Genomic DNA, 24,478 nt, shown 5'->3' on the forward strand with positions numbered 1-24,478 from the left:
CGCCATTTCATGGCTCTTGCTTAACCAGTTAAGTCGGGAAAATGAGGCCCATTTCACGATAGCGCTCAGGATCGTTGCCCCAGTTTTCACGCACTTTCACGAACAGGAAGAGATGTGCATTCTGCTCGAGAATTTCGCTGATCTCTTTACGAGCTGACTGTCCGATTGCCTTGATTGTTTCTCCCTTGTGGCCAAGCACGATTTTCTTCTGACTCTCGCGCTCGACATAAATGACCTGCTCAATACGAACCGAGCCATCCTTACGCTCTTCCCAACGTTCGGTTTCGACAGTCGACGAATATGGCAGTTCTTCATGCAGGCGAAGATAAAGCTTTTCGCGGGTGATTTCCGCGGCAAGCTGGCGCATTGGCATGTCAGAAATCTGATCTTCAGGATAATACCAAGGACCGTTTGGCACGGTTTCCGCCAAATACTTAGCAAGATGCTTGCATCCCGAACCAGTCAACGCGGAGATCATAAATGTCTGATCAAACGCAACGAGTTCGTTGGCAGCTTTTGCGAGTTCCAGCAACTTAGGCGGATCAACACGATCAACTTTGTTTAGAACCAGGACCTTCTTCTGACGCACGTCTTTCATGCTTTCCAGAAGAGCCTCAGCATTCTCGTTCAGACCACCCTGCGCGTCCAAAAGAACGAGAATGATATCGGCATCTTTTGCGCCGCCCCATGCAGTCGTGACCATTGCGCGATCGAGACGGCGCTTCGGACGGAAAATACCGGGCGTATCGACAAGTACTATCTGGGCCTGATCGTGGATGAAGATACCACGTACCAGCGCACGGGTTGTCTGGACCTTATGCGTGACGATGGAAACCTTGGTGCCCACCAGCTGGTTAACCAGCGTGGATTTTCCGGCATTTGGCGCACCGATCAGCGCCACAAAGCCAGAACGGGTCTGCCCGGTTTCATTTTCGCCGTTTGACGGCATCGTCGGAGTGTTCATTTCGTATCCTTTAGGGAGCCTTCTCGCTTAACGTAAATGCAAGAGCCTCAATATTGTTTGCGCAATTCCGAACGGAAACTGGTCCCCACTTTCGTTGGAATTACTCTTCTCATGTTGTTAACAAAACCGGTCTTCGCCCAAACCAGTTTGTCATTGCGACAAGCCCGCCCATGTCGCTGTTAGTCTGATTATAGCTGAATTTTATTCAAATGAATGCTGAATTTCGCATTAGTTGGAGCTGTCACGTTTCCAGACTGCTTCCCTATGAAGCATCGCTTCGGCGGCACTCTGCTCAGCAATACGTTTCGACCGCCCCTCGCCCGTTTCAGGCGCGAAACCTTTAACGGAAACTTCAACGATGAAAGAAGGATCATGATCAGGGCCACTGCGGCTCAGAATCGTGTAACTTGGATGCACGTTGCCCTGCTGATGTGCCCATTCCTGCAATTCAGTCTTTGCATCACGCCTTGCAGCACCGGTCTCTAGAGAGCGTTTCTGCCAATAGCGCTTGATAAAGCTTCGCGCAGCCTCAAGGCCACCATCCATATAAATCGTTGCAATCAAAGCCTCGACGACATCAGCGCGTACATTGAGCAAGCGCTTATCATTGAGTGATTTGATGTCTGAACCCGTATGAATGAGGTCTGCAAGTTTAATCTCATCGGCAATTGCAGCACAGGTCTCAGCATTGACCAACGCATTGAGACGCACAGACATTTCGCCTTCCGGCGCATCGGGGAATGCTTCAAAAAGCATTTCCGCAACCACCAGACCAAGCACGCGGTCACCGAGAAATTCAAGTCGCTCGTAATTGGCACGGGATGGTGCCTGCACACTTGAGTGCGTGAGCGCACGTTCAAGCCGTTTCAGGTTAAGAAAACGGTGTCCTGTGCGCTCTTCAAGAATCGACGCTGCTATATCCGCGGAAACCATCTCAGTTCCCGGTGACAGCAGTGTGCGGCTCGCCACTTACCCATGTGAAAAGACGGCTGAACCGAACGTCAGAAGGCCACTTCCAGATTTCGAGCGGGCTTGCCTTATCGGCAATCGAGAAGAAGATAATATTGGCGCGACCGACCAGATTTTCATAAGGCACGTAGCCAACACCAAATCGGCTGTCGAGCGAGTTATCGCGATTGTCGCCCATCATGAAATAATGACCGGCAGGAACTTCGAATACGCGGGTATCGTCACCAATGGAATTTGGCGCAAGATCAAGCGTATCGTAAGTCACGCCATTTGGCAGTGTTTCGCGATAAACTTCAACCGGACGATTAACTTCCGTAACATCGGGATTATCAATGGTGCCAACGCGCTCACGTTTAACAGCAACATCATTGATATAAAGCACGCCGCCGCGCATCTGCACGCGGTCACCCGGAAGGCCAATCACGCGTTTGATATAATCAATATTGGTGTCGCTTGGCAGCTTGAAAACCACAACGTCGCCGCGCTTGGGTTCTGCACCCCAGATTCGACCGTTGAACAAATCGAGGCCAAAAGGCAGCGAATAGCGCGAATAGCCATAGGCATATTTCGACACAAACAAATAGTCGCCTTCGAGAAGCGTCGGGCGCATCGAGCCAGATGGAATACTGAATGGCTGGAAAAGCAGGCTGCGGATAACCAGCGCCAGCAGTAGCGCCTGGACGATAACGCTGATGGTTTCGCCAATGCCACCCGATTTTTTAGTTTCACTTTTGCTGGACACGCTCATTGTATCTCCGCTTGCCGATGTGCGATCTAATAACGAGTATAATTGCTTGAAGCAATCCGCTCACCATTACCTCGCACGATTATGAGCAGGAGTTTACCTGACACAATCGCAATTGTTTTGGCGTATGCTGCTATCGCGCAACATGCACTATTCAGTTTCTGAAAGGGCTTCGATAATCACGAAGGCCTGAGCGAGAGGAAAATCATCGGTAATTGTCAGATGTATGGCGGCACGCTTGCCTTGAGGCAACATACGTTTCAATTGCTCCGCCGCACCACCAGTCAGTTTCATAGTCGGCTTACCTGAAGGTGTGTTGACCACGCCCATATCCCGCCAGAAAACCCCGTTGGAAAGTCCTGTTCCGAGCGCCTTGGAACAGGCTTCCTTGGCCGCAAAACGCTTGGCGTAAGATGCGGCGCGTTGTTTGCGGGCCTCTGACTTCGCCTGTTCAACCTCTGTAAAAACACGCTGGATAAAACGGTCACCGTGTTTTTCGAGGGTTTTTTCAACGCGGCGAATATCAATCAGATCGCTGCCAATGCCGATAATCATGTTTTCTGCGGCTCCCGCTTGCTGGCCATATTATGTTTTGCGGCAAGCCGCTCTAGCTTGCGCCGACGAAATGCCGTGACCGCAAAGCGTGTGACAAAATAGGCAATCACAGCGAAAATGGCTCCAAGGATTGTCGATCCAAACAGCATAGGCTTGAGCAAAGGCGTCCAGACTTCACCAAACTTCATCGTTTGCAATGCATGGCCGAGATGCAACGGCGGTGCGCTTTCAATATCACCGCTGATCACAAAACGTCCAAGTTCATAAGTGCTGCCCCAAATGAATGGAAGCGTGATGGGGTTGGCAAGCGTGGTGCCAAGTGCTGCGGCAGCAATGTTTCCAGCAAGAAAATAAGCCAAAACAATCGCTATGATGAGATGAAACCCAAAAAACGGCGTGAAAGCCGAAAACACACCAACAGCTAACCCGGCAGCAACGGCATGGGGTGACGCAGTAATGCGCAGCACACGCTTGCCACCATATTTAAACGAGCGAGCAAATGAGCGGCGCGGCCAAACCAGCGTTCTAAGACGCTCGCGGCGGGTCGGAGGATTTCGGCGTTGAAACAACATGGCTTCTCATACTGCGCTCGATGCATCGAGACAATTGTTATTATTCAACCATTGCGGAAGACAGTTTATCACGATCTTCAACAGACGCCGCATGCATACGTGGCAAATAGAACTTCGGCGATACACCCAGCATACGGCGAAACATTGTCGTAAAAGCAGACACGCTGTCATATCCAAGATCAAGCGCCACGGTCGTCACCGCCTCGCCCTCCGTCAGTCTGGGGACGGCTGCAAATAGGCAAGCCTGCTGGCGCCATACCGAAAGGCTAACACCCGTCTCACGCTGAAAATGGCGGGTGAAAGACCGTCTGCTCATCGCCATTTTGTCCGCCCAATCATCGATTGTCGCACGCGCCAGAGGTGCTTTTACAAACTCACGACACAGCTTTTGCAGCCGAACATCCGCCGGAAAGGGCAGCCCAAGCGACCTTTGTGGCAATCTATGCAAATCTCTGAGGATGAGTTCAATCACAAGCGCATCTCTGGTTCCCGGTTCCGGGATACTATCGACCGAAGTTGCATCGATAATCAGACAGCGCATCAGATCCGTCAGGCCAACCACATGGAGATGATCTGGCACACCTGAAATGACATCAACCGCGATGTAGATGGAACGCATAAAGACATCGCCGACAATCTCAACCGAATGCTTTACGCCCGCTGGAATCCACATCGCATGATCGCCGGGGATCATCCAGCGGCCAGCCTCGGTGGTGACAAGAACGACGCCTTGCGAAGCACATAAGAGCTGCGCCCGGCTATGGCTATGCTGCGGTACAAAATAACCATCAGGGTATTTCGTCGGCAAGGCAATGACCGGACCGTCAAGGCTTTCCAGCATATCAATACGCTGCTCGTGAAACTTTTGCAGGTCCTCACTGTTCGGCAATAAAAGCCCTGGCGGCGATTTCGGCTTCATCTGCTTTGGCCCACTCTCGAAAGTAATGGACCAAATCACGAAAGCAGGCGCGAAACAATATGATTATTAGATGGTCAGGTTAGAAATATTCGAAAACATGCGAATTTGTTTTCAGAGCTAACCTCACAACTTTGCGGGAAAAACCCGTTCCAAATTATCTTCGGAGTAGGACTATGAGCACGAGTGCTGCCGAGCAGCCATCAAACAGTGCGGCGAACAATACGGTTCTCGCCATTATTCTGGCCACAAGCATGGGCCACTTCCTCAACGACATGATGCAGTCGCTGCTTCCAGCGATTTATCCGATGTTGAAGGACAATTACAGCCTATCATTCTGGCAGATTGGCTTGCTCACATTTACCTTTCAGGTGACCGCTTCGATCCTACAGCCAATCGTTGGCATTTATACAGATCGTCGTCCGATGCCTTACTCATTGCCTTTTGGCATGGGCTGCACACTGGTTGGTCTGATCCTGCTTGCAACGGCACATCACTATGCGTTCCTGCTGCTTGGCGCCGCATTCATCGGCTTTGGTTCGTCGGTATTTCATCCTGAAGCCGCACGTGTGGCACGTCTTGCATCGGGCGGACGCCATGGTTTCGCGCAGTCAATGTTTCAGGTTGGCGGCAATTTTGGCTCTTCAATTGGACCATTGCTGGCAGCCTTCATCGTGCTGCCCTTCGGTCAATCCAGCGTATCGTGGTTTTCAATCGCCGCACTCATTGGCATGGCGCTGCTTTGGTACGTCGGCAACTGGTACAACCAGCACAATATCGCAAATCGCAGCAAGCCAAAGGCTGACACAACTCTGCCGCTGCCGCGCAAGACTGTGATCATGGCAATCTCCGTGCTCGCCATGCTGATCTTCACCAAATATGTCTATATGGCCAGCCTGACCAGCTATTACACCTTCTATACGATCAGCCATTTTGGTGTGACCGTTCAAGGGTCGCAGTTGCTGTTGTTCTTGTTCCTTGGTGCCGTTGCAGCCGGTACGATTGTTGGTGGCCCTATCGGCGATAAGATCGGTACGCGTACTGTGATCTGGGTATCGATCCTCGGCATTGTGCCTTTCACGCTGGCTCTGCCTTATGCAAACCTCGAAGTAACAGCAGTTCTGACGATCATTATCGGCTTTGTGTTGGCTTCGGCTTTCCCGGCAATCATTGTGTTCGCACAAGAATTGTTGCCCGGACGCGTTGGCATGGTTTCCGGATTGTTCTTCGGGCTGGCATTCGGTGTCGCTGGTATTGCAGCAGCGCTACTTGGGATTGTTGCCGACCGCACGAGCATCGAGTTTGTCTATAAGATCTGCTCGTATCTGCCGCTTCTCGGCCTTTTAACAATCTTCCTGCCGAAAATGCAGAAGGCTCGATAAAACAAAGTATAAAGCATGTCGTCATCGGAAAACCGGTTTCCACTTTTCCGCGACATGCTTCAGAAAAAAGTGGAGCACCGCTCATCCCCCAACGAACGGTGCTCCTGAGCCACTGACCTTTTGACGGCCCGGTGCAGCGGCAGCTCTGAAATAGAAGGTTATCAACTCTATTTCTTTGTTCTGGCGCATGTTGCAGTATTAATCTGCAACATGCGTTTGTTCTTATTCACACGGCGAAACTGAAGCCGTGCATCGTTTCTCTGCGAAACTCATCAAATGTTGCAGCAACGAGCCGGATCAGCGGTTTGCCATCTTCTGTCGCAGTAATGACACCGTTCTGTACTTCCACCAGCCCATCAGCCACCAGCGGACGAAGCAGGGCTAATTCGTCAGAAAACTCAACGCCGGGTGCCGCTGTATTGAGATCAACGCGGAAGTTACACATGAGCGCCGTAATAATTCCGGCACGCTGACGATCACTGTCCCGCATCGTGTAACCACGCACTGTTGCAAAATCCCCCGCCCCAACACGTTTGCTGTATTGCCCCACATCAGAAATATTCTGCGTATATCCCCCCGGATATTGCGAAATGGACGACGGGCCAAAACCAATCAGCGTATTGCAGCGATCTGTCGTGTAGCCCTGAAAATTGCGATGCAGCGTGCCATTTTCAGCCGCAATCGCCAGCGTATCATCTGGCAAAGCAAAGTGGTCGATACCGACAGCCTGATAGCCATGGCTGATAAAGCTTTCAGCGACAGCGCTTGCCTGCGCAAAACGTTCGTCTGCATCTGGCAGAATGCTTTCATCAATCAATCGCTGATTGGCACGACGCTGCGGCAGATGTGCATAGCCGAAGCAGGCAATGCGATCCGGCTTCATTTCCATCACACGTTCACAGGTCTCACGCAGACTGGTGACAGTCTGAAGCGGCAAACCATAAATCAGATCAAAGTTAAGCCTGTTAATGCCAACTTCACGTAAAAGCGCTGCGGCTCTTGCAACAGTTTCAATTGGCTGCACGCGGCCAATAGCTTTCTGCACATCAGCATTAACATCCTGCACGCCAAGGCTTGCCCGATTAACGCCCATCAATGACAAGGTCTTTGCGAGAATTGGATTGACCGTACGCGGATCAAGCTCAATCGCATGCTCCATATCTGGATGGAAATCAAACGCCAGCGCAAGTGCTGCCATGATGCGTTTGAACTGTGTCGCATGCAGAATAGAAGGAGTGCCCCCACCCCAATGTAAATGTACGACCTGCGGCCGAGCCGTCAGACTTGCACTTACAGTTTCGATCTCACTCAAAAGAGCAGTCACGAAACTCTCAATGACATCCTCACGGATGGCCATTTTTGAATGGCAGCCACAATAGTGGCAAATCTCTTTGCAGTACGGAACATGGATATAAAGCGAAACGCTTTCTTCCGGTCCGATCTGGCGCAACCAGCGTTTTGTGCTGTCTGCAGTCGTCGGCGTGAAATCCACAGCCGTTGGAAACGAAGTATAACGGGGAACGGCCAGCGCCGCATAACGTCTTATCGTGTCTTCATGCATGATAATCGCGCTCCCCGCTCCTGACGATCTGGCGAGAGCTTCTCACCTTTACGCTCACTGGACGAAGACGGGCATTCTGCTGGGCAAGCAGACATGATGCGGCAAGGAAGCCCACATGCATGACAGCGGATATTGTAATTGCCAGCCACAACGACACCTGTTCACCTCGTTATCATCAGGCAGCAGTTAAATAAGCCGCCTCAACTTGCACGATCAGATGTAGAGGGCATTCCGGCAACGTTCATTGATTTAAATCAACGAAACTAAAACTAAGAAGTTGTGATCAAATATTTTCCGGATCGATGCCTGCTACCGAAGCGAGCGAACGTCTGGAGAGTATCTCGACGGTATTGGAATCGATCAACTGAATGAGGCCCTGTGTTTTCAGCTTGGTGAAGCTGCGGCTCACTGTTTCAATTGTCAGGCCGAGGTAATCGGCAATGTCGGTACGGTTCATCGACAAATGCACGAGGTTCGTCTTGCCACCGCGCTTTTCGGTACGTGCAGCAAGAACAAGAAGGAAGCTGGCAAGCTTTTCGACAGGTGCTAAACGACCGAGAACGAGTTGATTGTCGCGTGCGGTGCGCAACGCTTCGCGCGTCATTTGATAGAGACGCTCTTTCAGCTTTGGAAACCGATCCATCAAACCATCCATTTCCTTTGTCGAAAATGCACAAAGGACAGATGGAGTGACCGCTTCAGCCGACTGAGAGTAAACCTCATCGTCAGCAAGGCCCAGATAGTCTCCCGGAACGAGGAAACCTGCAATCTGACGGCGACCATCGGGCAGCGATGTATAAATCCGCAACATTCCAGACGTGAGGCTGAAAACGCGGCGTTTCGGATCCCCCTCTTCGACCAGCATCTCATTGGCGTCGAGTTTCTTGGATGTCATGATCGCTTCGAGCGCGCCCAGATCGCCATCATCAAGCGCAGAGCAAACGGCCATGCGGCGTACATCGCAATCAACGCAAACGCCACACGGAGCCCTGTAAGGGGATTTATGATCGAAAATAAGCGGGGCAACAGCCACAACAAGTTCCTAGATAGGGGGATGAGCATATCTGTGCTCGTCCCCCTAAATTAAGGGTGACAAACAAATACCGCAAAGCGCAATTTCGACGCAGGGTGAAAATCACACCAAGCTGCGTCGGAACTACTGTGAATCCAGCTTAAATATTACGGCTGCCGGGCTTTATTGCAGGAATTGCAGCGAGTTCTGGCGGCAGATTATCAGGCGAATAGGCAGGCACTTCATATTCTGCAAGCGCGATAAGCTTCGTTCCGACGTCGGCTTTGCCTGCCGAACGATCAACGATGCAGGCGGCAGCCACCACTTCGATGCCGATATCTTTCATGCAATCGATGGTTTCGCGAATCGACAAGCCGGTTGTGACGATGTCTTCCACAATCACAACACGCGAACCTTTTGGTACGTCGAAGCGACGCAAACGAAAGGTGCCATTCTCACGCTCAACCCAAACAGATGGTACACCGAGATGACGCGAAGTTTCGTATGACGGAATAAGGCCGCCGATCGCCGGACCAACCACATAGTCGATCTGTCCAAGATCGGCTGCCTTGATTTTTTCCGCTAAGGCCTTGCAAAGCTTCTCAGTCTTATCGGCATGCATGAAAACGCGTGCTTTCTGCAAAAACACAGGACTCCGAAGGCCGGATGTCAGGATAAAATGGCCTTCGAGAATTGCTCCCGCTTCGCGGAAAACACCAAGAACGTCTTCAGTTTTCATTTTGCCTATCCATTCACACGTGTTGCGCCGCTGACGCTCGTGCTTTCCTTCAATTGAGAAATGATGCGGTTAAGATGTTTAAGATCCCACACTTCAACGTCAATAATCATTTCGGTAAAGTCAGGTGCTGTGCGCACCATCGAGAGATTATGAATATTGGCATCATTTGCAGCTGCAATTTGTGCAATTTCAGCAAGTGAACCCGGTGAGTTGATTGCCGAGACGCTGATACGTGCTGGGAAGCGTTCATGCATCCCCTCATCAATATCCCAGCGCACGTCGATCCAGCGCTCTGGTTGGTCATCATATGCCGTTAATGCAGGCGACTGGATTGGGTAAATCGTAATACCTGCACCGGGCTGCATGATGCCGACGATACGATCGCCAGGAACCGCGCCTTCCGGCGCAAAGCGCACCGGCAAATCGGAATTTGTACCTCGAATTGGCACAGCCTTGCGTTTTGGCTTCTCACCCGCATCTGCGGCTGTCTCATGTGCACCTTCAGAACCTTCCGGCACTTTGAAAATCATGCCCGCAGCATTCTGAATGTTAAACCAGCCTTTTTCGCCGGTTTTCGCAGGACTATTCTGTGTGGTGACGCGCGTATCCTGATAGTCAGGATATACAGCTTTCACAACATCCGTGGAAGGCAACTCACCACGACCGACTGCGGCCAGAACATCTTCAACTTCTTTGCGTGCCAGTCGTGGCAAACCCGGTTTGAGTATATCTTTGCTAAACGGCTTTCCAGCACGTTCAAAAGCACGTTCCAGAATACGCATACCAAGACCGGAATACTGCTTACGCACTGCCGAGCGCGTTGCACGACGGATAGCCGCACGCGCTTTACCTGTCGCCACAAGCGATTCCCACGCGGCAGGCGGCACCTGAGCCTTCGAGCGAATGATGTCGACTTCATCGCCGTTTTTCAGCTCAGTCATCAGCGGCATGATGCGACCATTAACTTTGGCACCGACGCAACTATCGCCGATATCCGTGTGAACGGCATAGGCAAAATCGATTGGTGTCGCGCCGCGTGGCAAAGCGATAAGCCTGCCCTTCGGCGTGAAGCAAAAGACCTGATCCTGAAACAGTTCCAGTTTGGTATGTTCCAGAAACTCTTCCGGATTGTCACCTTCCGAAAGCTGCTCAATAGTCTGGCGCAACCATGCATAGGCATTGGTTTCGGTCGAGATTTGATGCGGATTGCTTGCGCTCCCACGATCCTTATAGATCGAATGAGCAGCAACACCGAATTCTGCAATTTCATCCATAACACGCGTGCGAATTTGCAATTCGATACGCTGGCGTGACGGACCAATGATAGTTGTATGCAGCGAACGATAATCGTTCTGCTTTGGTGTCGAAATGTAATCTTTGAACCGGCCCGGGACCATCGACCAGGTGGTGTGGATCAAACCAAGCGCGCGGTAGCAATCCTGCGTCGATTCAACCATGACACGGAAACCGAAAATATCGGAAAGCTGCTCAAACGACAGACCTTTGGTTTCCATCTTACGGAAAACCGACCAGGGTTTCTTCTGACGGCTTTTAACGCTCGCTTTGATGCCGTTCTTCTGAAAAATTTCAGATAGATCTTCTTCGATTTTCTGCAGAAGTCCGCGGTTCTTCTCAAGAAGTTCGGCAAGTCTATCAGTAACCGCGCGCCAAGCATCCGGGTTAATATAGCGGAAGGCTAATTCTTCGAGTTCTTCGCGCGTGTCCTGCATACCCATGCGGCCAGCGAGCGGCGCATAAATATCCATCGTTTCTTCGGCAATGCGCAAACGTTTATCTTCACGCATGACGCCAAGCGTACGCATGTTGTGCAAACGATCTGCGAGTTTGACTAGAAGCACGCGCACGTCTTCAGAGATCGCCAGAAGGAGCTTACGCAGATTTTCGGCCTGCACGGCCTTTTTAGAGACTAGATCTAGTTTTTTTAGCTTGGTAAGACCATCAACAAGCTTCCCAATTTCTGGGCCGAAAAGCTGGTCAATTTCCTGTCGTGTGGCTGTCGTATCTTCAATTGTGTCATGGAGAAGAGCAATCGCAATGGTTGCTTCGTCCAAACGCATGTCTGTAAGGATGGCTGCGACTTCAAGCGGATGAGAAAAATACGGGTCGCCTGAAGCTCGCTTCTGACTGCCGTGCTTCTGCATGGCATAAACATATGCCTTATTAAGAAGCGCCTCATTCACGTCAGGCTTGTATCGCTGCACACGCTCCACAAGCTCATATTGGCGCATCATTTACAGAAACTCCTCACATCACACGCATAAAAAGTGGTCACTCTGACCAGAACTCGCTAAAAAATAGAATATTTTGTGAATTTCTGAACCTGCTTTCTGAAAACAGGCTTAATTTTCAAGCGAATTCGTCATTGAAAGCGCTTAGCTGTGACTTAAAAGCCCCAACGTCGCTATCAAAGCAGATAAAAATATGCGCTGCGGCCTTATAAGGCTACAGCGCACAAACCATTGGTGTGAGACAGACGATTAGAAGTCGTCGTTCTTCTCAGGTGCAACAAGACCTTCAATACCAGCAAGAAGCTCTTCTTCCGACATACGGTCGAAAGTGACGACATCGTCTTCACCTGCTTCTGCAATGCCTTCAGCCAGAGCGTCTGAAGCATCAGCCAGAAGAGCAGGTGCTGCAGCTTCGGGTTCGTCAACTTCCACATGCTTCTGAAGCGAATGGATCAGGTCTTCTTTAAGATCATCTGGCGACAGTGTTTCGTCAGCGATTTCACGCAGAGCAACAACAGGATTTTTATCATTATCACGATCGATCGTGATCTGAGCACCCTGGGAGATCTGTCGTGCACGGTGACCGGCCAGAAGAACCAGTTCAAAACGGTTCTCGACCTTATCTACGCAGTCCTCAACGGTGACGCGGGCCATAGGCGGTCCCTTTCATCTCTTAAAACTATAACGAATTTTTCTTCGACATAACGCTTGTGCGCTGAAATTTCAAGCAAAAGCGCATATGGCTTTCTTTTAGATTTAAAACCTAGGTTTTTCGTTGAAAATTCATCAATCTGTCTGACAAATACACAGCATGGCTCAAATCGGAACAATAGTTTTTACGAGTTTCCGAATTGCTATATGAAAATATCTCGCATAGGTAATTGAGTTAGAACAAATAACAACCATTGGTTGCTTGTTTTTCTACAATATCTCCGTAGAACGCAATAAAGGTCATTTGTAAAAATGAATTCATTCGCCGGTTAAGAAACAAATCTGAATACGCGGTCGCACGCCCACTCCCCCAATCGACCGCAGAGTGGATATATTGCACGATGTTCGATTCTCGTGAAAAAATTGCGCTATTTATTGACGGTGCAAATTTATACGCAGCTTCAAAGACACTCGGTTTCGATATTGATTACCGTAAACTTCTGAAGGCGTTCCAGAAACGTGGTTATCTGCTTCGCGCTTATTATTACACCGCTTTGGTTGAGGATCAGGAATATTCGTCGATACGTCCACTTATCGACTGGCTTGATTACAACGGCTATAAAGTCGTCACTAAAGCAGCAAAAGAATTCACAGACTCTGCTGGCCGCCGAAAGGTGAAAGGCAACATGGACATCGAGCTCACCGTCGATGCTATGCAGCTTACTGATACCGTCGATCATTTTGTTATTTTCTCTGGCGATGGTGATTTCCGGTCACTGGCTGAAGCGCTGCAGCGCAAGGGACGTAAAGTTTCAGTTGTCTCGACACTGACCACCCAGCCTGCAATGATTTCTGATGAGCTACGCCGTCAGGCGGATCATTTTATTGATCTCGTATCGCTAAAGGCAGAAATTGGCCGCGACCCATCAGAGCGTCCACAGCAGGCACGTCGTCAGGATGACGATCTCGACGACGACTATTGACGACAATGATTGTACAGTTCATGCAGGGCTATGATTTCTGAACCCTCTCCAAACTGTACAATCTGTCCAAGGCTTCATGCTTTTCTTGAAGAGTGGCGGCGCAAAGAGCCTGAATGGCATAATGCGCCGGTTTCACCGTTTCTCCCACCGCACGATGACGACGTGAAACTTCTCATTGTAGGCTTAGCTCCCGGTTTACGGGGTGCAAACCGTACAGGGCGTCCTTTTACGGGTGATTATGCAGGGGAGCTTCTTTACAGTACATTATGCGAGTTTGGCTTTGCTAACGGTAAATTTGAAGCCAGACCCGATGATAGTCTAAGGCTCGTCGATGCAGGCATTGTGAATGCCGTGCGGTGTGTTCCACCTGAAAACAAGCCAGTCGGCAGTGAAATCAACAATTGCCGTCAGTTTTTCAGTCCCCTGCTCACACACTTTAAGAATTTACGCGCAGTTGTAACTCTCGGCACCATTGCCCACCAGTCAACTGTGCGCGCTATGGGTGCGCCAGTTTCGCGTCATCCTTTTGGACATAACAAAGAAACCGACATTGACGGTCTGCGCATATTCTCGAGTTACCATTGCTCGCGGTACAACACGAACACTGGCAAGCTGACCGACCCCATGTTTAGAGATGTTTTCAGAAATGTCCGTACCTATTTAAATCAAAAAAGCGCCTGACGGCGCTTTTTTTCAAATCAGTTTATCAGCCACGATCTCGTAACAACCGTGACTTTTCGCGATTCCAATCGCGTTGCTTCTCAGTTTCACGCTTGTCGTGATTCTTCTTACCGCGTGCAACACCGATTTCTAGCTTTGCCCGACCACGATCATTAAAGTACAATTTCAGTGGAACAACAGTCATGCCTTCGCGGGACACGGACTGAAAAATCCTCGACATTTCGCGCCGACTGATCAGAAGCTTTCGCAAGCGTCGCGGCTCGTGATTAAACCGATTTCCCTGCGTATATTCAGGAATATATGAATTAATGAGCCAGAACTCGCCATTCTCAAAGCTTGCATAGCTTTCAGCAATATTGGCCTGATTGGCACGCAGCGATTTAACCTCGGTGCCTGTCAAAACCAGACCGGCCTCAAGCGTATCAGTGATCTCAAAATTGTAGCGCGCTTTACGGTTTTCAGCGACCATCTTGCGTGCAGGAGAGTTTTTCGGCTTGTTCATAATGGCACCATATAATGCGCATTGCCGGAAATGAAAACGCTCTCGCACATGCGAGAGCGTAAAAATCAATCAACCGGGCAAAAATATCAGCCTCAATTCACGAGACCAGCGTGTTTCATAGCTTCGTCGATCTTTTGGGCTGTGGCTGCTTCAATTGTTACCATTGGCGAACGTAGGACGTTTTCGATACGGCCAAGGCGCGACAGAGCATATTTCGGACCAGATGGATTAGGCTCGATGAACAGTGCCTTGTGAAGCGGCATAAGACGGTCTTGAAGTTCCAACGCCTTTGCATAATCGCCAGCCTGACAAGCATCCTGAAACTCTGCGCACAGACGTGGAGCAATATTTGATGTCACAGAGATACAGCCAACACCGCCATGCGCGTTAAAGCCAAGTGCAGTCGCATCTTCGCCGGACAACTGGATGAAGTCCTTACCGCAAGTCAAACGCTGCTCAGAAACGCGTTCGATCTTGCCTGTCGCATCCTTCACACCGATGACGTTCTTATGATCGCGCACGAGCGCACCCATTGTCTCTGGCGTCATATCGATGATCGAGCGGCCCGGGATATTATAGATCACGAGCGGGATAGAGATTGAACGCGCAACACGCGAGAAATGCTCATAGAGGCCGCGCTGGTTTGGCTTATTGTAATAAGGTGTCACAACCAGAACAGCATCCGCACCCGCTTTTTCGGCGTGCTGGGCAAGCTCAATCGCTTCGACGGTATTGTTTGATCCTGCGCCTGCAATAACTGGCACACGGCCAGCTGCGACTTCGATGCAAACCTCAATAACGCGCTTATGCTCATCATGAGAAAGCGTTGGGGTTTCGCCAGTGGTGCCAACAGGAACGAGGCCTTTTGTGCCTTCTTCAATCTGCCAGTTCACGAAGTCACGAAAGGCTTTCTCGTCGAACGCTCCTTCACTATCGAATGGCGTGACAAGTGCGGTAATCGAGCCTTTCAGCATCAGTGAACTCCTGAGAAATAAAGACAATCCCCACGGTATAATCCTGACATGAAATAAACCAGAATGGCCGTAAGGCGATGCACCATAGTCTCGGAGTTGAAATCCGGCAAGCGGGGGAGCGGCGCAAATCTGCTTTCAAATGACAGTTTTAAGAAAAAATTTGATAGGCATCGTTTGGACGGATAGCCCCGACGCATCCGAGCACAGCATGACAGGCAATCTGCTATCAAAGTGAAAATATAACTCTTTATTAACCAATGCTTCACGCATCGGGATCATAGTCTTTGCAAGACAAGCCTAGTGGGCAATCAGGCTTATAAAAGCCAGATTCAAACAATAACTTGCTCACACAAACGCATTTTATTCTCGTTAGATCATGTGTAAGAAAAATTTGGATATGTCATTAAAGCAAAGAATGCTGGGCTCAAGCCGATTGATTATTGCTACCTCGCTTTTCGCGGGGCAGCTCGGTGCAGCCTATGCGCAATCATCTTTGCCATCCGATATTCCAACTCCGCTTGCGCGCCCATTCGCCCCAGCAGCTACGCATGAATCCCCGATTAATCTGGTCACACCAAAAGCGCGACCTGCCACGCCGGATCCAGTCATTACTTCGTCGTTCAGTCGCGTAGAGAACCCTGCTGCGATCAGTGGGACCCTAAAAACGGGTCTTGATACGCTCTATTCTCGTGATGTCGTTGGCGCGATTGCCTATCGAAACGGCATGACAAAAGGCTCGCTCGACCGCCAGATTTTGACGTGGTCGATAGCAACTTCCGGCATAAGCGGTGTGCCAAGTGCTGAAATTGCAGCCGCAGCTGCCGAACTTCCTGGCTGGCCCGGAATGAGTGCTTTGCGTCGCAATTCAGAGCGTGCACTTTTCAAAGAAGACGCGCCTGCGTCAACGGTTATCGCTACCTTCGGCAATACGCAGCCGCAAACTACCGAAGGCATGATCGCGCTTGCCCGCGCTTACGTCACCAATGGCAACAAGACGAAAGCGCATCAGCTCTTGGCGCCATGGTGGGCGGAAGAACGCCTGTCTGCTGAAGACGAGGCACGAGTTCTTAAAGAGTTTTCAACCGTTCTGACACGCGAAGATCATCAGCGTCGTCTTTTGCGTTCGCTGTATAATGATCGCTTGCAATCGGCGAAACTTCTGTCCGGTCCAGCTCAGGCGCAGTCGCTTTATAACGCTTTTGCAGCCCTCTCGCAAAAATCTCCGAATACTGCCAAGGCTATCGCTGATGTCGATAAGTCATGGCACTCGAACCCTGTCTATGCATTCTTGCAGATACGCTATCTGCGCCGTGCAGATCGTTTTGATGACGCTACAGCTTTAATGCTAAAGGCTCCCAAAGACGCTTCCTCTCTGGTTGATCCTGATGCCTGGTGGGTTGAACGCCGCATTCTCTCGCGCGAACTTCTGGATATAAACAAGCCTCAGCTCGCTTACAGGCTTGTGGCAGCGCATGCCGCAGAATCACCAACAATGGCTGCGGAAGCAGAGTTTCATGCCGGTTGGTATGCCCTGCGCTCACTCAAACAGCCGAAACTTGCTGCGCCACACTTCGCAAAGATTGCGGAAATTTCCTCGCGACCAATTTCCGCGTCCCGGGCTTATTATTGGCTTGGTCGCGCGGCCGAAGCCGGTGCAGGTGGCGACGCGACTGCATATTACCGTCGTTCGGCACATTTCGGCACGACTTTCTACGGACAGCTATCTGCAGCGCGTTTAAACGAAAAAGCACCAGAGCTGGCCTATCCAAAGCCTTCAGATGCTGAGCGCATACGCTTTTCAGGCCGCCCTGCAGTGCACGCCATCAGGCGTCTCGAGCAGATCGGCTATGGTAATCGTGCGACAGCACTTTACACGCAACTCTCACAAGAGTTGAACAGCGTTGGGGAACTGGCACTCCTCGCGGTGATGGCAGAGAAAAATGAAAACCATTATCTCGCATTGCGCGTCGGCAAGAATGCTGCATTCCGTGGGCTTGATGTCGGAGCGCTGTCGCATCCTGTAGGTGCTATTCCGGCCAATGCCAACATCAGTGGCTCAGGCAAAGCGCTTGCCTATGCAATTGCCCGTCAGGAAAGCGAGTTCAACATCGGTGCGGTGTCCAAAGCTGGCGCACGTGGCCTGCTTCAATTGATGCCAGCAACCGCAAAGAGCGTCGCTACGCGCAATGGAATGACCTATTCAGATCAAAGACTTACAAGTGATGCAGCTTATAATGCAACGCTCGGAGCACATTTCCTAGGCGAACAGCTCGACCGCTTCAACGGCTCTTACGTACTGACCTTTGCAGGCTATAATGCCGGTCCACGCAGGGCGAGTGAATGGATTGAACGATATGGCGATCCGCGTGGAAAATCGATTGAAGAAGTGGTCGACTGGATCGAGCGCATACCCTTCTCTGAAACGCGCAATTATGTTCAGCGCGTTATGGAAAACTATGAAGTTTATAAAGCCCGACTGACAGGCAGCGCTGATATTAAAACTGACCTGATTTCTGGCAGACGATAAAGACAGAGTTTAAAACGTCCATGTTTTTACACAAAGGACGTTTTAAGCCTGGGTCTTTTTTGGCCGGGTAGAAGCTTTTGTTTTTGCTGCTGTTCTCTTCGGCTTCGCACTGCGTTTTGTGGTGCTTGCAGATGCAGCTTCGGCCAGTTTGGCCGCCTGCCCTATCCAGTCTTCACGCGTCACACGGCCTGCAAAGCCAATGTTGCGCTCAATCCAGCCAGCCTGATCCACGTTCCATTGCGCTATTTGCGCGTAATGGAAAATGCCGAGCTTATTTAGCTTAGCTTCGATAGCATTCCCAATGCCGTTGATTGCTGTCAAAGCATCCGGCTTACCGCGCAACGGAGCATCCAATAATTCAGGCTTATCGGCTTCGACAACAACGACAACCGTTTCTTCAACCTGCGCTTCCTCTGGCTCCTCGATAGCGGTTTGAAGCTCAGCTTCCGGCTCATCTATAACAGGTTTGACAGCTACATCGACCGGCTTTGCCTCAGTCTCTTCAACTACAGCTTCTTTCGCTGGTGCTACCGGCCCTGGCTTCTCATCCAATGCAGGCGTCGAGAGCGCAGCCGCGACGACGATGTCTTCTCTAATTTTGTCAGCAGCTTTTCTACCCTTAAGCAGGCGACCCAAAATGCAGCCAATTACAAAAGCAACGGCAATGAGTATCGCCAATTGAACAATCAACATCGGCATTAAGGTTTCCTCTTACTCTACGCATCTGCACTTGGTATCAGCCTGGGCTTCAACCACGGCAATTCATAAAACGCTGCGCAATTCACCCAACGGCAACTCACTTAGAAGCCGTCAGCCACCCAACTGCCAATCCAATCACACCCGACAACAAAAGTACGGGCCAAAACATCTCTGCAAGATAAAGCATTTAAAACTCGCCTGCCAACCGATCCGAAGCACTTTCCTTATATATACAGGAAAGGCACCCAAGCCTCCGCTGTCAATCAGACAATGCGAAGAAACAGGGGATGAAAGCGTTTAATGGCGCAACGCTATCAGAACTTCGTAATATTGGAGCTGGCTAAAGCCAAGCCATAAGGCAATGGCCCATTCAATTCAGCATTCAGGACATTCAGAGTGCTATCGTCGCTAACCTTCCCTTTAACGGAAAGTGCTGCTTCGGAAATCTCTATCTCTGCGTCGGTTAGCTTTTTTGCGAGATCAATTGCGAAAAGAACGCGCTGTTCAAATTCGGGCTGCGCACCACGTGCGAGCGCCATTTGATCATCAACAAGCGTGCCTGAGCCGATTGATTCTGCCGCACTCATAATGGCATCGCGCATTGAATTATCAGGGATATAACCTGAGAGGATAATCCCCTCGCCGCTTTGGGTGAGCTTGAAAACATAAGGGCTGGCGGCTTGGAGAACGGTCGTCAGATCTGAAAAATCACCAATACCGCGAAGCTGCTGTACGGCTTGAACTGCTGCGCGCTGCGATTCAGGGTCGGGCGCCATGCCTTTCAGAACGACATCACGACCATCAACATCGAAACCTGTCCAGACATAAGGCGAAAGCACCTGCGCCGTCCGCGTGCTGATATCGGCTTCGACCCTGTCCGCACCAAACCAGAGCGCCAGGGATGTCAGCGCCGCAGTCCATGTCAAAGCTGGCCAAAACCATTTCAGCATAAATCCATATCTCCGATGCAAAATCACATACGATGTATAGCATCAAAAGAACCGCCTTGCCCGAAAATGCAAGAGCATAAGCAATATTTCAAAACTCAAGACAACAAAAAACCCGACAGCGAAGCTGCCGGGTTTCCTGTAACCAATCCGTTAGGATTAGAACGAACGCTGGAAGCGGACCATACCCTGCCAAGCGTCCTGACCCTTCTGGACAGAATACTTGTCATCCCACTTTGTGTAGGAAACTTCTGGAGTTACGGTGAAGCCTGGAACCAGTTCGTAAGCTACGTTTGCAGTAGCTGCGAAGGTCTTTGCATCTTCGTAAGCGAGCTGAACGTTGAAGGTAGCCTTGTCGGTTGCCTTGAACTTCGCACCACCCCAAACAGCCCAATCGCCGCCCCATGTGCCGTAGAAGCTGTCTACGAGACGGTAGCCATTGCGGTAGTTACCGTTAACGTCAAACTCGCCACCGACGTAGGTGTCGTTGTTCGACTTGTAGCCACCCATTACCCAAACGGAGAACTGGTCGGTTACGTTTACGTCCAAACGAACTTTACCAGCCCATTCTTCGTTAACTGAATCGTAAGCTGCAACACCAACGATCGAACCCCAGCCCTGAGCGTACTTCAGGCCACCAACAACATGTGGTGTGTAGTCATCGATAACTACGTCAACGTCAGAGTCGCCATTGCCACCCTGTTCAAGAGCGATGATAGCCGAGAAGCCATTGCCGCCAGTGAAGGTGTAGCTGATTGCGTTGGTGCGGTAACCACCAGCAAGGATTACGTCGTCGTTGATAACGTCGCCGAGGTAACCAGGGAAGGTTACGAATGCGGATTCGTCAAGACCAACGCGAAGGCCGCCGAGCTGAATGTAGCCATAACGCAGCGTTCCAGTCGAACCGGAGTCAGCACCGTTCTGATACTGGAAACGAGCTTCGGTGTATGTCTTAAGCGTGCCGAGCTCTGTTTCCGAAGCAGTCGAGAAACGAAGCGAGAAACGTGTCAAGAAATCGTAAGTGTCGCGGTTCGAGTTGCGAACAGCGCGAACGCCAACAACTTCACCAAGATCGTTACGAACATTTTCAAGGCTACCGCGACCGTATACGTCGTCGCCGCCCTTGATGTCTGCACGAACGTAGCCGTGGATGCGCAGGCAGGTTTCGGTGCCTGGAATGTAGAAGTAGCCAGCGCCGTATGCATCGCAAACGCGGACGTATTCAACTGCTTCTGGCTCTGGAGCGACGATTGCGTCTGCTGCCTGAGCGCCGGTAGCTGCAACGAGAGCTGCAGCGGAGCCGAGGAGAAGGCTCTTGATGTTCATTTCTGACCTCCAGTCAAAGTTAAAAATGGGTCTGGGCATTCTGATTTGGCTGAAGGACAACCTGTCCCCATCCCCTGATGAAAAAGTCGCCCCGAAGCGCTCCTTCTTCTGGATGTGAAGATACTCGCCAACTTTTTGAGTTCAACACCGAATATCGAGAACCGGCATTAATTGGGAGCTATGCAAGACGGTTGTTGCAGAAATGACACGAAATTGCCCGTATGTAATACAAAAATTAATGCCTTATTAGCGTTTATGAACACCCGTTAACCCGTCTTAACGATTGAAAACACGCATTTTTATAATTTTGGTGATGTCCGATCAACGAATCCATCAATTGAAACGGATTCTGTCTCAAATCAGGCACCCAGTTTATCAACGCGGGCAAAGCTGAGAGATTTGCAGCGAATCCCTGGGCTAAGGTTACGAACTTTCCACGGTCGAAACGCTCAACAGAACACCAAGAAAACGGACTTATTCACAAGCCCCTATAGAGTAATGTATATATTTTCCTGATAAATTTGCACTTAGTAGCTCAAATCACTTGAAAAGATGAAGCGTACCGGCTATCTCGCCCTCATTGGAGAGGTGGCCGAGAGGTCGAAGGCGCTCCCCTGCTAAGGGAGTAGACCCGGAAGGGTCTCGTGGGTTCGAATCCCATCCTCTCCTCCATTATCAAATCAACAAAATATCGAAATTTTTGCTCTTCTGAGTGCTGAACCTAGCTTCTGAGCTTCTTTTCTCGTTGATTTAATTTTTTTGAACTTTTCAGTTTTGAAATACGAGATTCAGTCAAACCATTGAAATAATATCATTTTCTGGATTTCGGTCGATTCTTGACTGGAGGTCAGAAATGAACATCAAGAGCCTTCTCCTCGGCTCCGCTGCAGCTCTCGTTGCAGCTACCGGCGCTCAGGCAGCAGACGCAATCGTCGCTCCAGAGCCAGAAGCAGTTGAATACGTCCGCGTTTGCGATGCATACGGCGCTGGCTACTTCTACATTCCAGGCACAGAAACCTGCCTGCGCATCCACGGCTACGTTCGTGCAGACATCAAGGGCGGCGACGATGTGTATTATCGCGGCGCAGGCCTCAGCCGTAACGCAGACGGTGCTCTGACCTATGCGGCCAAAAATGGCAAAGACCGCGACACTTACGACTTCCTAACTCGCTTCACGCTACGCACGTCGACAGCTTCGGAAACCGAACTCGGTACTTTGAAGACGTATACAGAAACCCGCTTCAACTATAAGAATGGTGGCGATTCCGGCACTTCGCTGAACTTCGCTTACATTCAGCTCGGCGGCCTGCGCGTTGGTCTCGATGAATCCGCGTTCCTAACCTTCACTGGTTACCTCGGCGACGTTATCAACGATGATGTGATTTCCGCTGGCGGCTACCGCACCAACGCAATCAGCTACACCTTCACTGGCGGCAATGGCTTCTCGGCTATCATCGCTCTTGAACAGGGCAACAATGACGACGTCGACTTCGATGGCGTTATTACTGATTACACACCACATATCGTTGGTGGCCTGAAGTATGCTCAAGGCTGGGGCTCGATCGCCGGCGCAGCAGCTTACGACTCGGTTAACGAAGAGTGGATGGGCAAGGTTCGTCTCGACGTAAATGTAACCGAACAGTTCTCCGTATGGGTACAGGGCGCTTACAAGTCGAACAAAGATTACTACGCTCATTATGACGCAAACGGCGATCTTGTTTTTGATGGCGGCAGCTCGACATACCGTGGCGTTCGCGCAATCGATAGCTTCTACGGCACTTGGGGCGGCGATTGGGCTGTTTGGGGTGGCGCGAAGTTTGTAGCAAGCGAAAAGGCTACCTTCAACGTTCAGGCTGCTTGGGAAGATGCAGGCACTTTTGCGGCGACTGCAAACGTAGCTTATCAGCTGGTTCCAGGCTTCACCATTACTCCAGAAGTTTCCTACACCAAGTGGAACGACGACAAGTCGGTTCTCAAGGGTCAGGACGCTTGGCAGGGTATGGTTCGCTTCCAGCGCTCGTTCTAATCAGAGCAAAACTATATGCCTGACGCCGCAGGGGACCTACGGCGTCAGGTTCATTTTAATTGTTCACGAACGTAATCGATATGCTTGCTCAAGATGGGGATTTTGTGTGGGCGCGGCTGAGTGAATACGAGAATAAAAATGGGGGCAAACAGATCTTTTAGAGGATCGTAATATGTCTCCACATAAAATTAGCTTACTTATCTTGTGCTTCTGTAATTATTTAATTATGTGTGTTTCCCATAAAAAATATGGGGGCATGCTATGATCGTCGTTGGGGGAACGAAGATCGATAGCGGTGATACATACACACCAGTTATCGATTATAATCTCGAATATACATCCATCAGAAGCCAGAAGCATAGAATTGTCGAACAATTCACTCTGGCAGAGCTGGCTGGTAAGTATATCAACATTCTCTGGGACGATGGATCACACAAGTATAATGTGAAGTCTTTTCTCGGTGAGATTGATGAAATCTTGAAAGGCATGCGCTTTTCTGGGTTTGATCAAGCGATGCTTGACTCCGTCATTGGTTCGCTTCGTGAGCGCGGTAACAGCAATGCAACCATCAATCGTAAGATGGCTGCGTTAAGTAAGCTGCTGCGGAAGGCGCACAAAATGGGGGATATCTATAGCCTGCCGGAATTTGTTCGGCAGAAAGAGCGAGCAGGACGCATTCGCTTCCTCGAATATGAAGAGGAAAAGCGTCTCTTTGCAGCGGTTAAGTCACGCTGCGAAGATAGTTATCGTCTTTCAATTTTTCTCGTCGATACCGGCTGTCGCCTTGGAGAAGCCATTGGCTTGACCTGGAATGACATTCAGGAACATCGTACCACTTTTTGGCTGACCAAATCCAACCGGAGTCGCACGGTTCCGCTCACGAAGCGAGCCAAAAAAGCAACCGCCATTGCGCATGAACGCCTTAAAGGCCCCTTTTCGATGCTCAATCAAGTTCGTTTCCGCCAAATTTGGAACGAAGCCAAAATCGAAGTTGGCCTCGGTACAGATGATCAGGTTGTCCCGCATATTTTGCGTCATACATGCGCGTCGCGCCTGGTCCGTGGTGGAATTGATATTCGTCGCGTGCAGATGTGGCTCGGTCATCAAACTTTACAGATGACCATGCGCTACGCTCATCTTGCTACACACGATCTTGATTCCTGCGTTAAAGTCCTCGAAGTGCACTGATACAAGCTATTGAATTGAGACGGATTTCGCGAATGTGCGCGAAATCGAAGGTAATCGTGTAAGTGAAACTCTCAGTATCGTGAGAGAACCGCTGCCGATGGCTTATCTGTACTTCGTTAGCGATAGAGACACCCTCGAAAATCGTATAGATTCATCAACCTACGGCATATTGCAGCTTGATCTGCCTACAAATAACTATGCGATGATATTTCCTAGACTGGCAGTATGGTGAAAGATGGCACAAGTTGCTAAGCCTGAGTTATCTTACATCGGGCGCAGATGTGCAAACCTGTTCCAATTAACCGCTTAG

The 24,478-nt window shown here is 50.3% G+C and carries 22 protein-coding genes and 1 tRNA gene; 7 read left to right on the forward strand and 16 right to left on the reverse strand.

The genetic code is table 11. From position 1 onward, the window contains the following. Window positions 1-28: 28 nt before the first annotated feature. From era to J2782_RS05665, 6 genes are all read right to left on the reverse strand, one after another. A complete protein-coding gene (gene era, locus J2782_RS05640) occupies window positions 29-964 on the reverse strand; it encodes a GTPase Era (RefSeq protein ID WP_310010616.1) in 936 nt (311 codons plus the stop codon). 228 nt (window positions 965-1,192) lie between these two features. After that, on the reverse strand, window positions 1,193-1,897 hold the full coding sequence (rnc, locus tag J2782_RS05645; protein ID WP_310010618.1) for a ribonuclease III: 705 nt from the start codon (window positions 1,895-1,897) through the stop codon (window positions 1,193-1,195). A 1-nt stretch (window position 1,898) separates the two neighbouring features. Next, on the reverse strand, window positions 1,899-2,681 hold the full coding sequence (gene lepB / locus J2782_RS05650) for a signal peptidase I (RefSeq protein WP_250039496.1): 783 nt from the start codon (window positions 2,679-2,681) through the stop codon (window positions 1,899-1,901). A gap of 147 nt (window positions 2,682-2,828) precedes the next feature. Beyond that, a complete protein-coding gene (gene acpS, locus J2782_RS05655) occupies window positions 2,829-3,233 on the reverse strand; it encodes a holo-ACP synthase (RefSeq protein ID WP_310010619.1) in 405 nt (134 codons plus the stop codon). Then, complete coding sequence (gene bspA / locus J2782_RS05660; RefSeq protein WP_310010620.1) at window positions 3,230-3,805, reverse strand: type IV secretion system effector BspA; 576 nt, start codon at window positions 3,803-3,805, stop codon at window positions 3,230-3,232. Before bspA ends, acpS begins: the two co-directional genes overlap by 4 nt. Before the next feature lie 40 nt (window positions 3,806-3,845). Beyond that, window positions 3,846-4,694, reverse strand: a complete 849-nt coding sequence (locus tag J2782_RS05665; RefSeq protein ID WP_310011095.1) for an AraC family transcriptional regulator — start codon at window positions 4,692-4,694, stop codon at window positions 3,846-3,848. A 203-nt stretch (window positions 4,695-4,897) separates the two neighbouring features. Here J2782_RS05665 and J2782_RS05670 point away from each other — a divergent pair, with 203 nt between their 5' ends. Then, entirely contained in the window at window positions 4,898-6,103 is a 1,206-nt protein-coding gene (locus tag J2782_RS05670; protein ID WP_310010621.1) for an MFS transporter, read from the forward strand. 226 nt (window positions 6,104-6,329) lie between these two features. Here J2782_RS05670 and hemN read toward each other — a convergent pair whose 3' ends face one another. The 5 genes from hemN to rpoZ form a co-directional block, all read right to left on the reverse strand. Next, the gene (hemN, locus tag J2782_RS05675) at window positions 6,330-7,664 is read right to left on the reverse strand and encodes an oxygen-independent coproporphyrinogen III oxidase (protein ID WP_310010622.1); all 1,335 of its coding nucleotides are present in this window, start codon (window positions 7,662-7,664) and stop codon (window positions 6,330-6,332) included. A gap of 283 nt (window positions 7,665-7,947) precedes the next feature. Next, the gene (locus J2782_RS05680) at window positions 7,948-8,613 is read right to left on the reverse strand and encodes a cyclic nucleotide-binding domain-containing protein (protein WP_250039486.1); all 666 of its coding nucleotides are present in this window, start codon (window positions 8,611-8,613) and stop codon (window positions 7,948-7,950) included. A gap of 223 nt (window positions 8,614-8,836) precedes the next feature. Then, entirely contained in the window at window positions 8,837-9,415 is a 579-nt protein-coding gene (gene pyrE / locus J2782_RS05685; protein WP_310010623.1) for an orotate phosphoribosyltransferase, read from the reverse strand. 5 nt (window positions 9,416-9,420) lie between these two features. Next, window positions 9,421-11,667: a RelA/SpoT family protein gene (locus tag J2782_RS05690; protein ID WP_310010624.1), complete on the reverse strand. Its 2,247-nt coding sequence runs from the start codon at window positions 11,665-11,667 to the stop codon at window positions 9,421-9,423. A gap of 246 nt (window positions 11,668-11,913) precedes the next feature. Further along, window positions 11,914-12,318, reverse strand: coding sequence for a DNA-directed RNA polymerase subunit omega (gene rpoZ / locus J2782_RS05695; protein WP_310010625.1), 405 nt, complete (start codon window positions 12,316-12,318; stop codon window positions 11,914-11,916). Window positions 12,319-12,716: 398 nt separating this feature from the next. Between rpoZ and J2782_RS05700 the strand changes: the two genes are divergently transcribed. Continuing rightward, window positions 12,717-13,298: a LabA-like NYN domain-containing protein gene (locus tag J2782_RS05700; protein WP_310010626.1), complete on the forward strand. Its 582-nt coding sequence runs from the start codon at window positions 12,717-12,719 to the stop codon at window positions 13,296-13,298. Window positions 13,299-13,328: 30 nt separating this feature from the next. After that, a complete protein-coding gene (locus tag J2782_RS05705) occupies window positions 13,329-13,979 on the forward strand; it encodes a uracil-DNA glycosylase (protein WP_310010627.1) in 651 nt (216 codons plus the stop codon). Window positions 13,980-14,004: 25 nt separating this feature from the next. On the opposite strand, the gene smpB is transcribed toward J2782_RS05705, so the two are convergent. Together smpB and dapA are read right to left on the reverse strand one after the other, a co-directional pair. Further along, on the reverse strand, window positions 14,005-14,481 hold the full coding sequence (smpB, locus tag J2782_RS05710) for an SsrA-binding protein SmpB (RefSeq protein WP_310010628.1): 477 nt from the start codon (window positions 14,479-14,481) through the stop codon (window positions 14,005-14,007). Window positions 14,482-14,573: 92 nt separating this feature from the next. Continuing rightward, window positions 14,574-15,455: a 4-hydroxy-tetrahydrodipicolinate synthase gene (gene dapA / locus J2782_RS05715; protein ID WP_310010629.1), complete on the reverse strand. Its 882-nt coding sequence runs from the start codon at window positions 15,453-15,455 to the stop codon at window positions 14,574-14,576. Window positions 15,456-15,870: 415 nt separating this feature from the next. Between dapA and J2782_RS05720 the strand changes: the two genes are divergently transcribed. Continuing rightward, on the forward strand, window positions 15,871-17,982 hold the full coding sequence (locus tag J2782_RS05720) for a lytic transglycosylase domain-containing protein (protein WP_310011098.1): 2,112 nt from the start codon (window positions 15,871-15,873) through the stop codon (window positions 17,980-17,982). 42 nt (window positions 17,983-18,024) lie between these two features. On the opposite strand, the gene J2782_RS05725 is transcribed toward J2782_RS05720, so the two are convergent. From J2782_RS05725 to J2782_RS05735, 3 genes are all read right to left on the reverse strand, one after another. Beyond that, the gene (locus J2782_RS05725) at window positions 18,025-18,681 is read right to left on the reverse strand and encodes an endonuclease (RefSeq protein WP_310010631.1); all 657 of its coding nucleotides are present in this window, start codon (window positions 18,679-18,681) and stop codon (window positions 18,025-18,027) included. Window positions 18,682-18,995: 314 nt separating this feature from the next. Continuing rightward, entirely contained in the window at window positions 18,996-19,631 is a 636-nt protein-coding gene (locus J2782_RS05730; RefSeq protein ID WP_310010632.1) for a BON domain-containing protein, read from the reverse strand. A gap of 156 nt (window positions 19,632-19,787) precedes the next feature. Further along, window positions 19,788-20,954: a porin gene (locus J2782_RS05735; protein ID WP_310010633.1), complete on the reverse strand. Its 1,167-nt coding sequence runs from the start codon at window positions 20,952-20,954 to the stop codon at window positions 19,788-19,790. A gap of 582 nt (window positions 20,955-21,536) precedes the next feature. On the opposite strand from J2782_RS05735, the gene J2782_RS05740 reads away from it, so the two are divergent. The 3 genes from J2782_RS05740 to J2782_RS05750 all read left to right on the forward strand — a co-directional run bounded on the left by J2782_RS05740 (window position 21,537) and on the right by J2782_RS05750 (window position 24,168). Continuing rightward, window positions 21,537-21,626, forward strand: a tRNA-Ser gene (locus tag J2782_RS05740). 181 nt (window positions 21,627-21,807) lie between these two features. Next, window positions 21,808-22,980 (forward strand): porin, encoded by a 1,173-nt coding sequence (locus J2782_RS05745; RefSeq protein ID WP_310010634.1) that lies wholly within the window; start codon window positions 21,808-21,810, stop codon window positions 22,978-22,980. Between the two features lie 261 nt (window positions 22,981-23,241). Then, window positions 23,242-24,168: a tyrosine-type recombinase/integrase gene (locus J2782_RS05750; RefSeq protein ID WP_310010635.1), complete on the forward strand. Its 927-nt coding sequence runs from the start codon at window positions 23,242-23,244 to the stop codon at window positions 24,166-24,168. Window positions 24,169-24,478: the final 310 nt, after the last annotated feature.

The organism is Brucella pseudogrignonensis, from assembly GCF_031454375.1.
Classification (GTDB): domain Bacteria; phylum Pseudomonadota; class Alphaproteobacteria; order Rhizobiales; family Rhizobiaceae; genus Brucella; species Brucella pseudogrignonensis_A.

Coding starts and splice junctions, on each gene's coding strand:
- smpB (WP_310010628.1), bottom strand. CDS start 14,481: ATGAACAAGCCGAAAAACTCTCCTGCACGCAAGATGGTCGCTGAAAAC.
- acpS (WP_310010619.1), bottom strand. CDS start 3,233: ATGATTATCGGCATTGGCAGCGATCTGATTGATATTCGCCGCGTTGAA.
- J2782_RS05750 (WP_310010635.1), top strand. CDS start 23,242: ATGATCGTCGTTGGGGGAACGAAGATCGATAGCGGTGATACATACACA.
- bspA (WP_310010620.1), bottom strand. CDS start 3,805: ATGTTGTTTCAACGCCGAAATCCTCCGACCCGCCGCGAGCGTCTTAGA.
- J2782_RS05730 (WP_310010632.1), bottom strand. CDS start 19,631: ATGCTGAAATGGTTTTGGCCAGCTTTGACATGGACTGCGGCGCTGACA.
- rnc (WP_310010618.1), bottom strand. CDS start 1,897: ATGGTTTCCGCGGATATAGCAGCGTCGATTCTTGAAGAGCGCACAGGA.
- rpoZ (WP_310010625.1), bottom strand. CDS start 12,318: ATGGCCCGCGTCACCGTTGAGGACTGCGTAGATAAGGTCGAGAACCGT.
- J2782_RS05705 (WP_310010627.1), top strand. CDS start 13,329: ATGATTTCTGAACCCTCTCCAAACTGTACAATCTGTCCAAGGCTTCAT.
- hemN (WP_310010622.1), bottom strand. CDS start 7,664: ATGCATGAAGACACGATAAGACGTTATGCGGCGCTGGCCGTTCCCCGT.
- era (WP_310010616.1), bottom strand. CDS start 964: ATGAACACTCCGACGATGCCGTCAAACGGCGAAAATGAAACCGGGCAG.
- J2782_RS05690 (WP_310010624.1), bottom strand. CDS start 11,667: ATGATGCGCCAATATGAGCTTGTGGAGCGTGTGCAGCGATACAAGCCT.
- J2782_RS05745 (WP_310010634.1), top strand. CDS start 21,808: ATGAACATCAAGAGCCTTCTCCTCGGCTCCGCTGCAGCTCTCGTTGCA.
- J2782_RS05670 (WP_310010621.1), top strand. CDS start 4,898: ATGAGCACGAGTGCTGCCGAGCAGCCATCAAACAGTGCGGCGAACAAT.
- J2782_RS05700 (WP_310010626.1), top strand. CDS start 12,717: ATGTTCGATTCTCGTGAAAAAATTGCGCTATTTATTGACGGTGCAAAT.
- dapA (WP_310010629.1), bottom strand. CDS start 15,455: ATGCTGAAAGGCTCGATTACCGCACTTGTCACGCCATTCGATAGTGAA.
- J2782_RS05680 (WP_250039486.1), bottom strand. CDS start 8,613: ATGGCCGTTTGCTCTGCGCTTGATGATGGCGATCTGGGCGCGCTCGAA.
- J2782_RS05735 (WP_310010633.1), bottom strand. CDS start 20,954: ATGAACATCAAGAGCCTTCTCCTCGGCTCCGCTGCAGCTCTCGTTGCA.
- lepB (WP_250039496.1), bottom strand. CDS start 2,681: ATGAGCGTGTCCAGCAAAAGTGAAACTAAAAAATCGGGTGGCATTGGC.
- pyrE (WP_310010623.1), bottom strand. CDS start 9,415: ATGAAAACTGAAGACGTTCTTGGTGTTTTCCGCGAAGCGGGAGCAATT.
- J2782_RS05720 (WP_310011098.1), top strand. CDS start 15,871: ATGCTGGGCTCAAGCCGATTGATTATTGCTACCTCGCTTTTCGCGGGG.
- J2782_RS05725 (WP_310010631.1), bottom strand. CDS start 18,681: ATGCCGATGTTGATTGTTCAATTGGCGATACTCATTGCCGTTGCTTTT.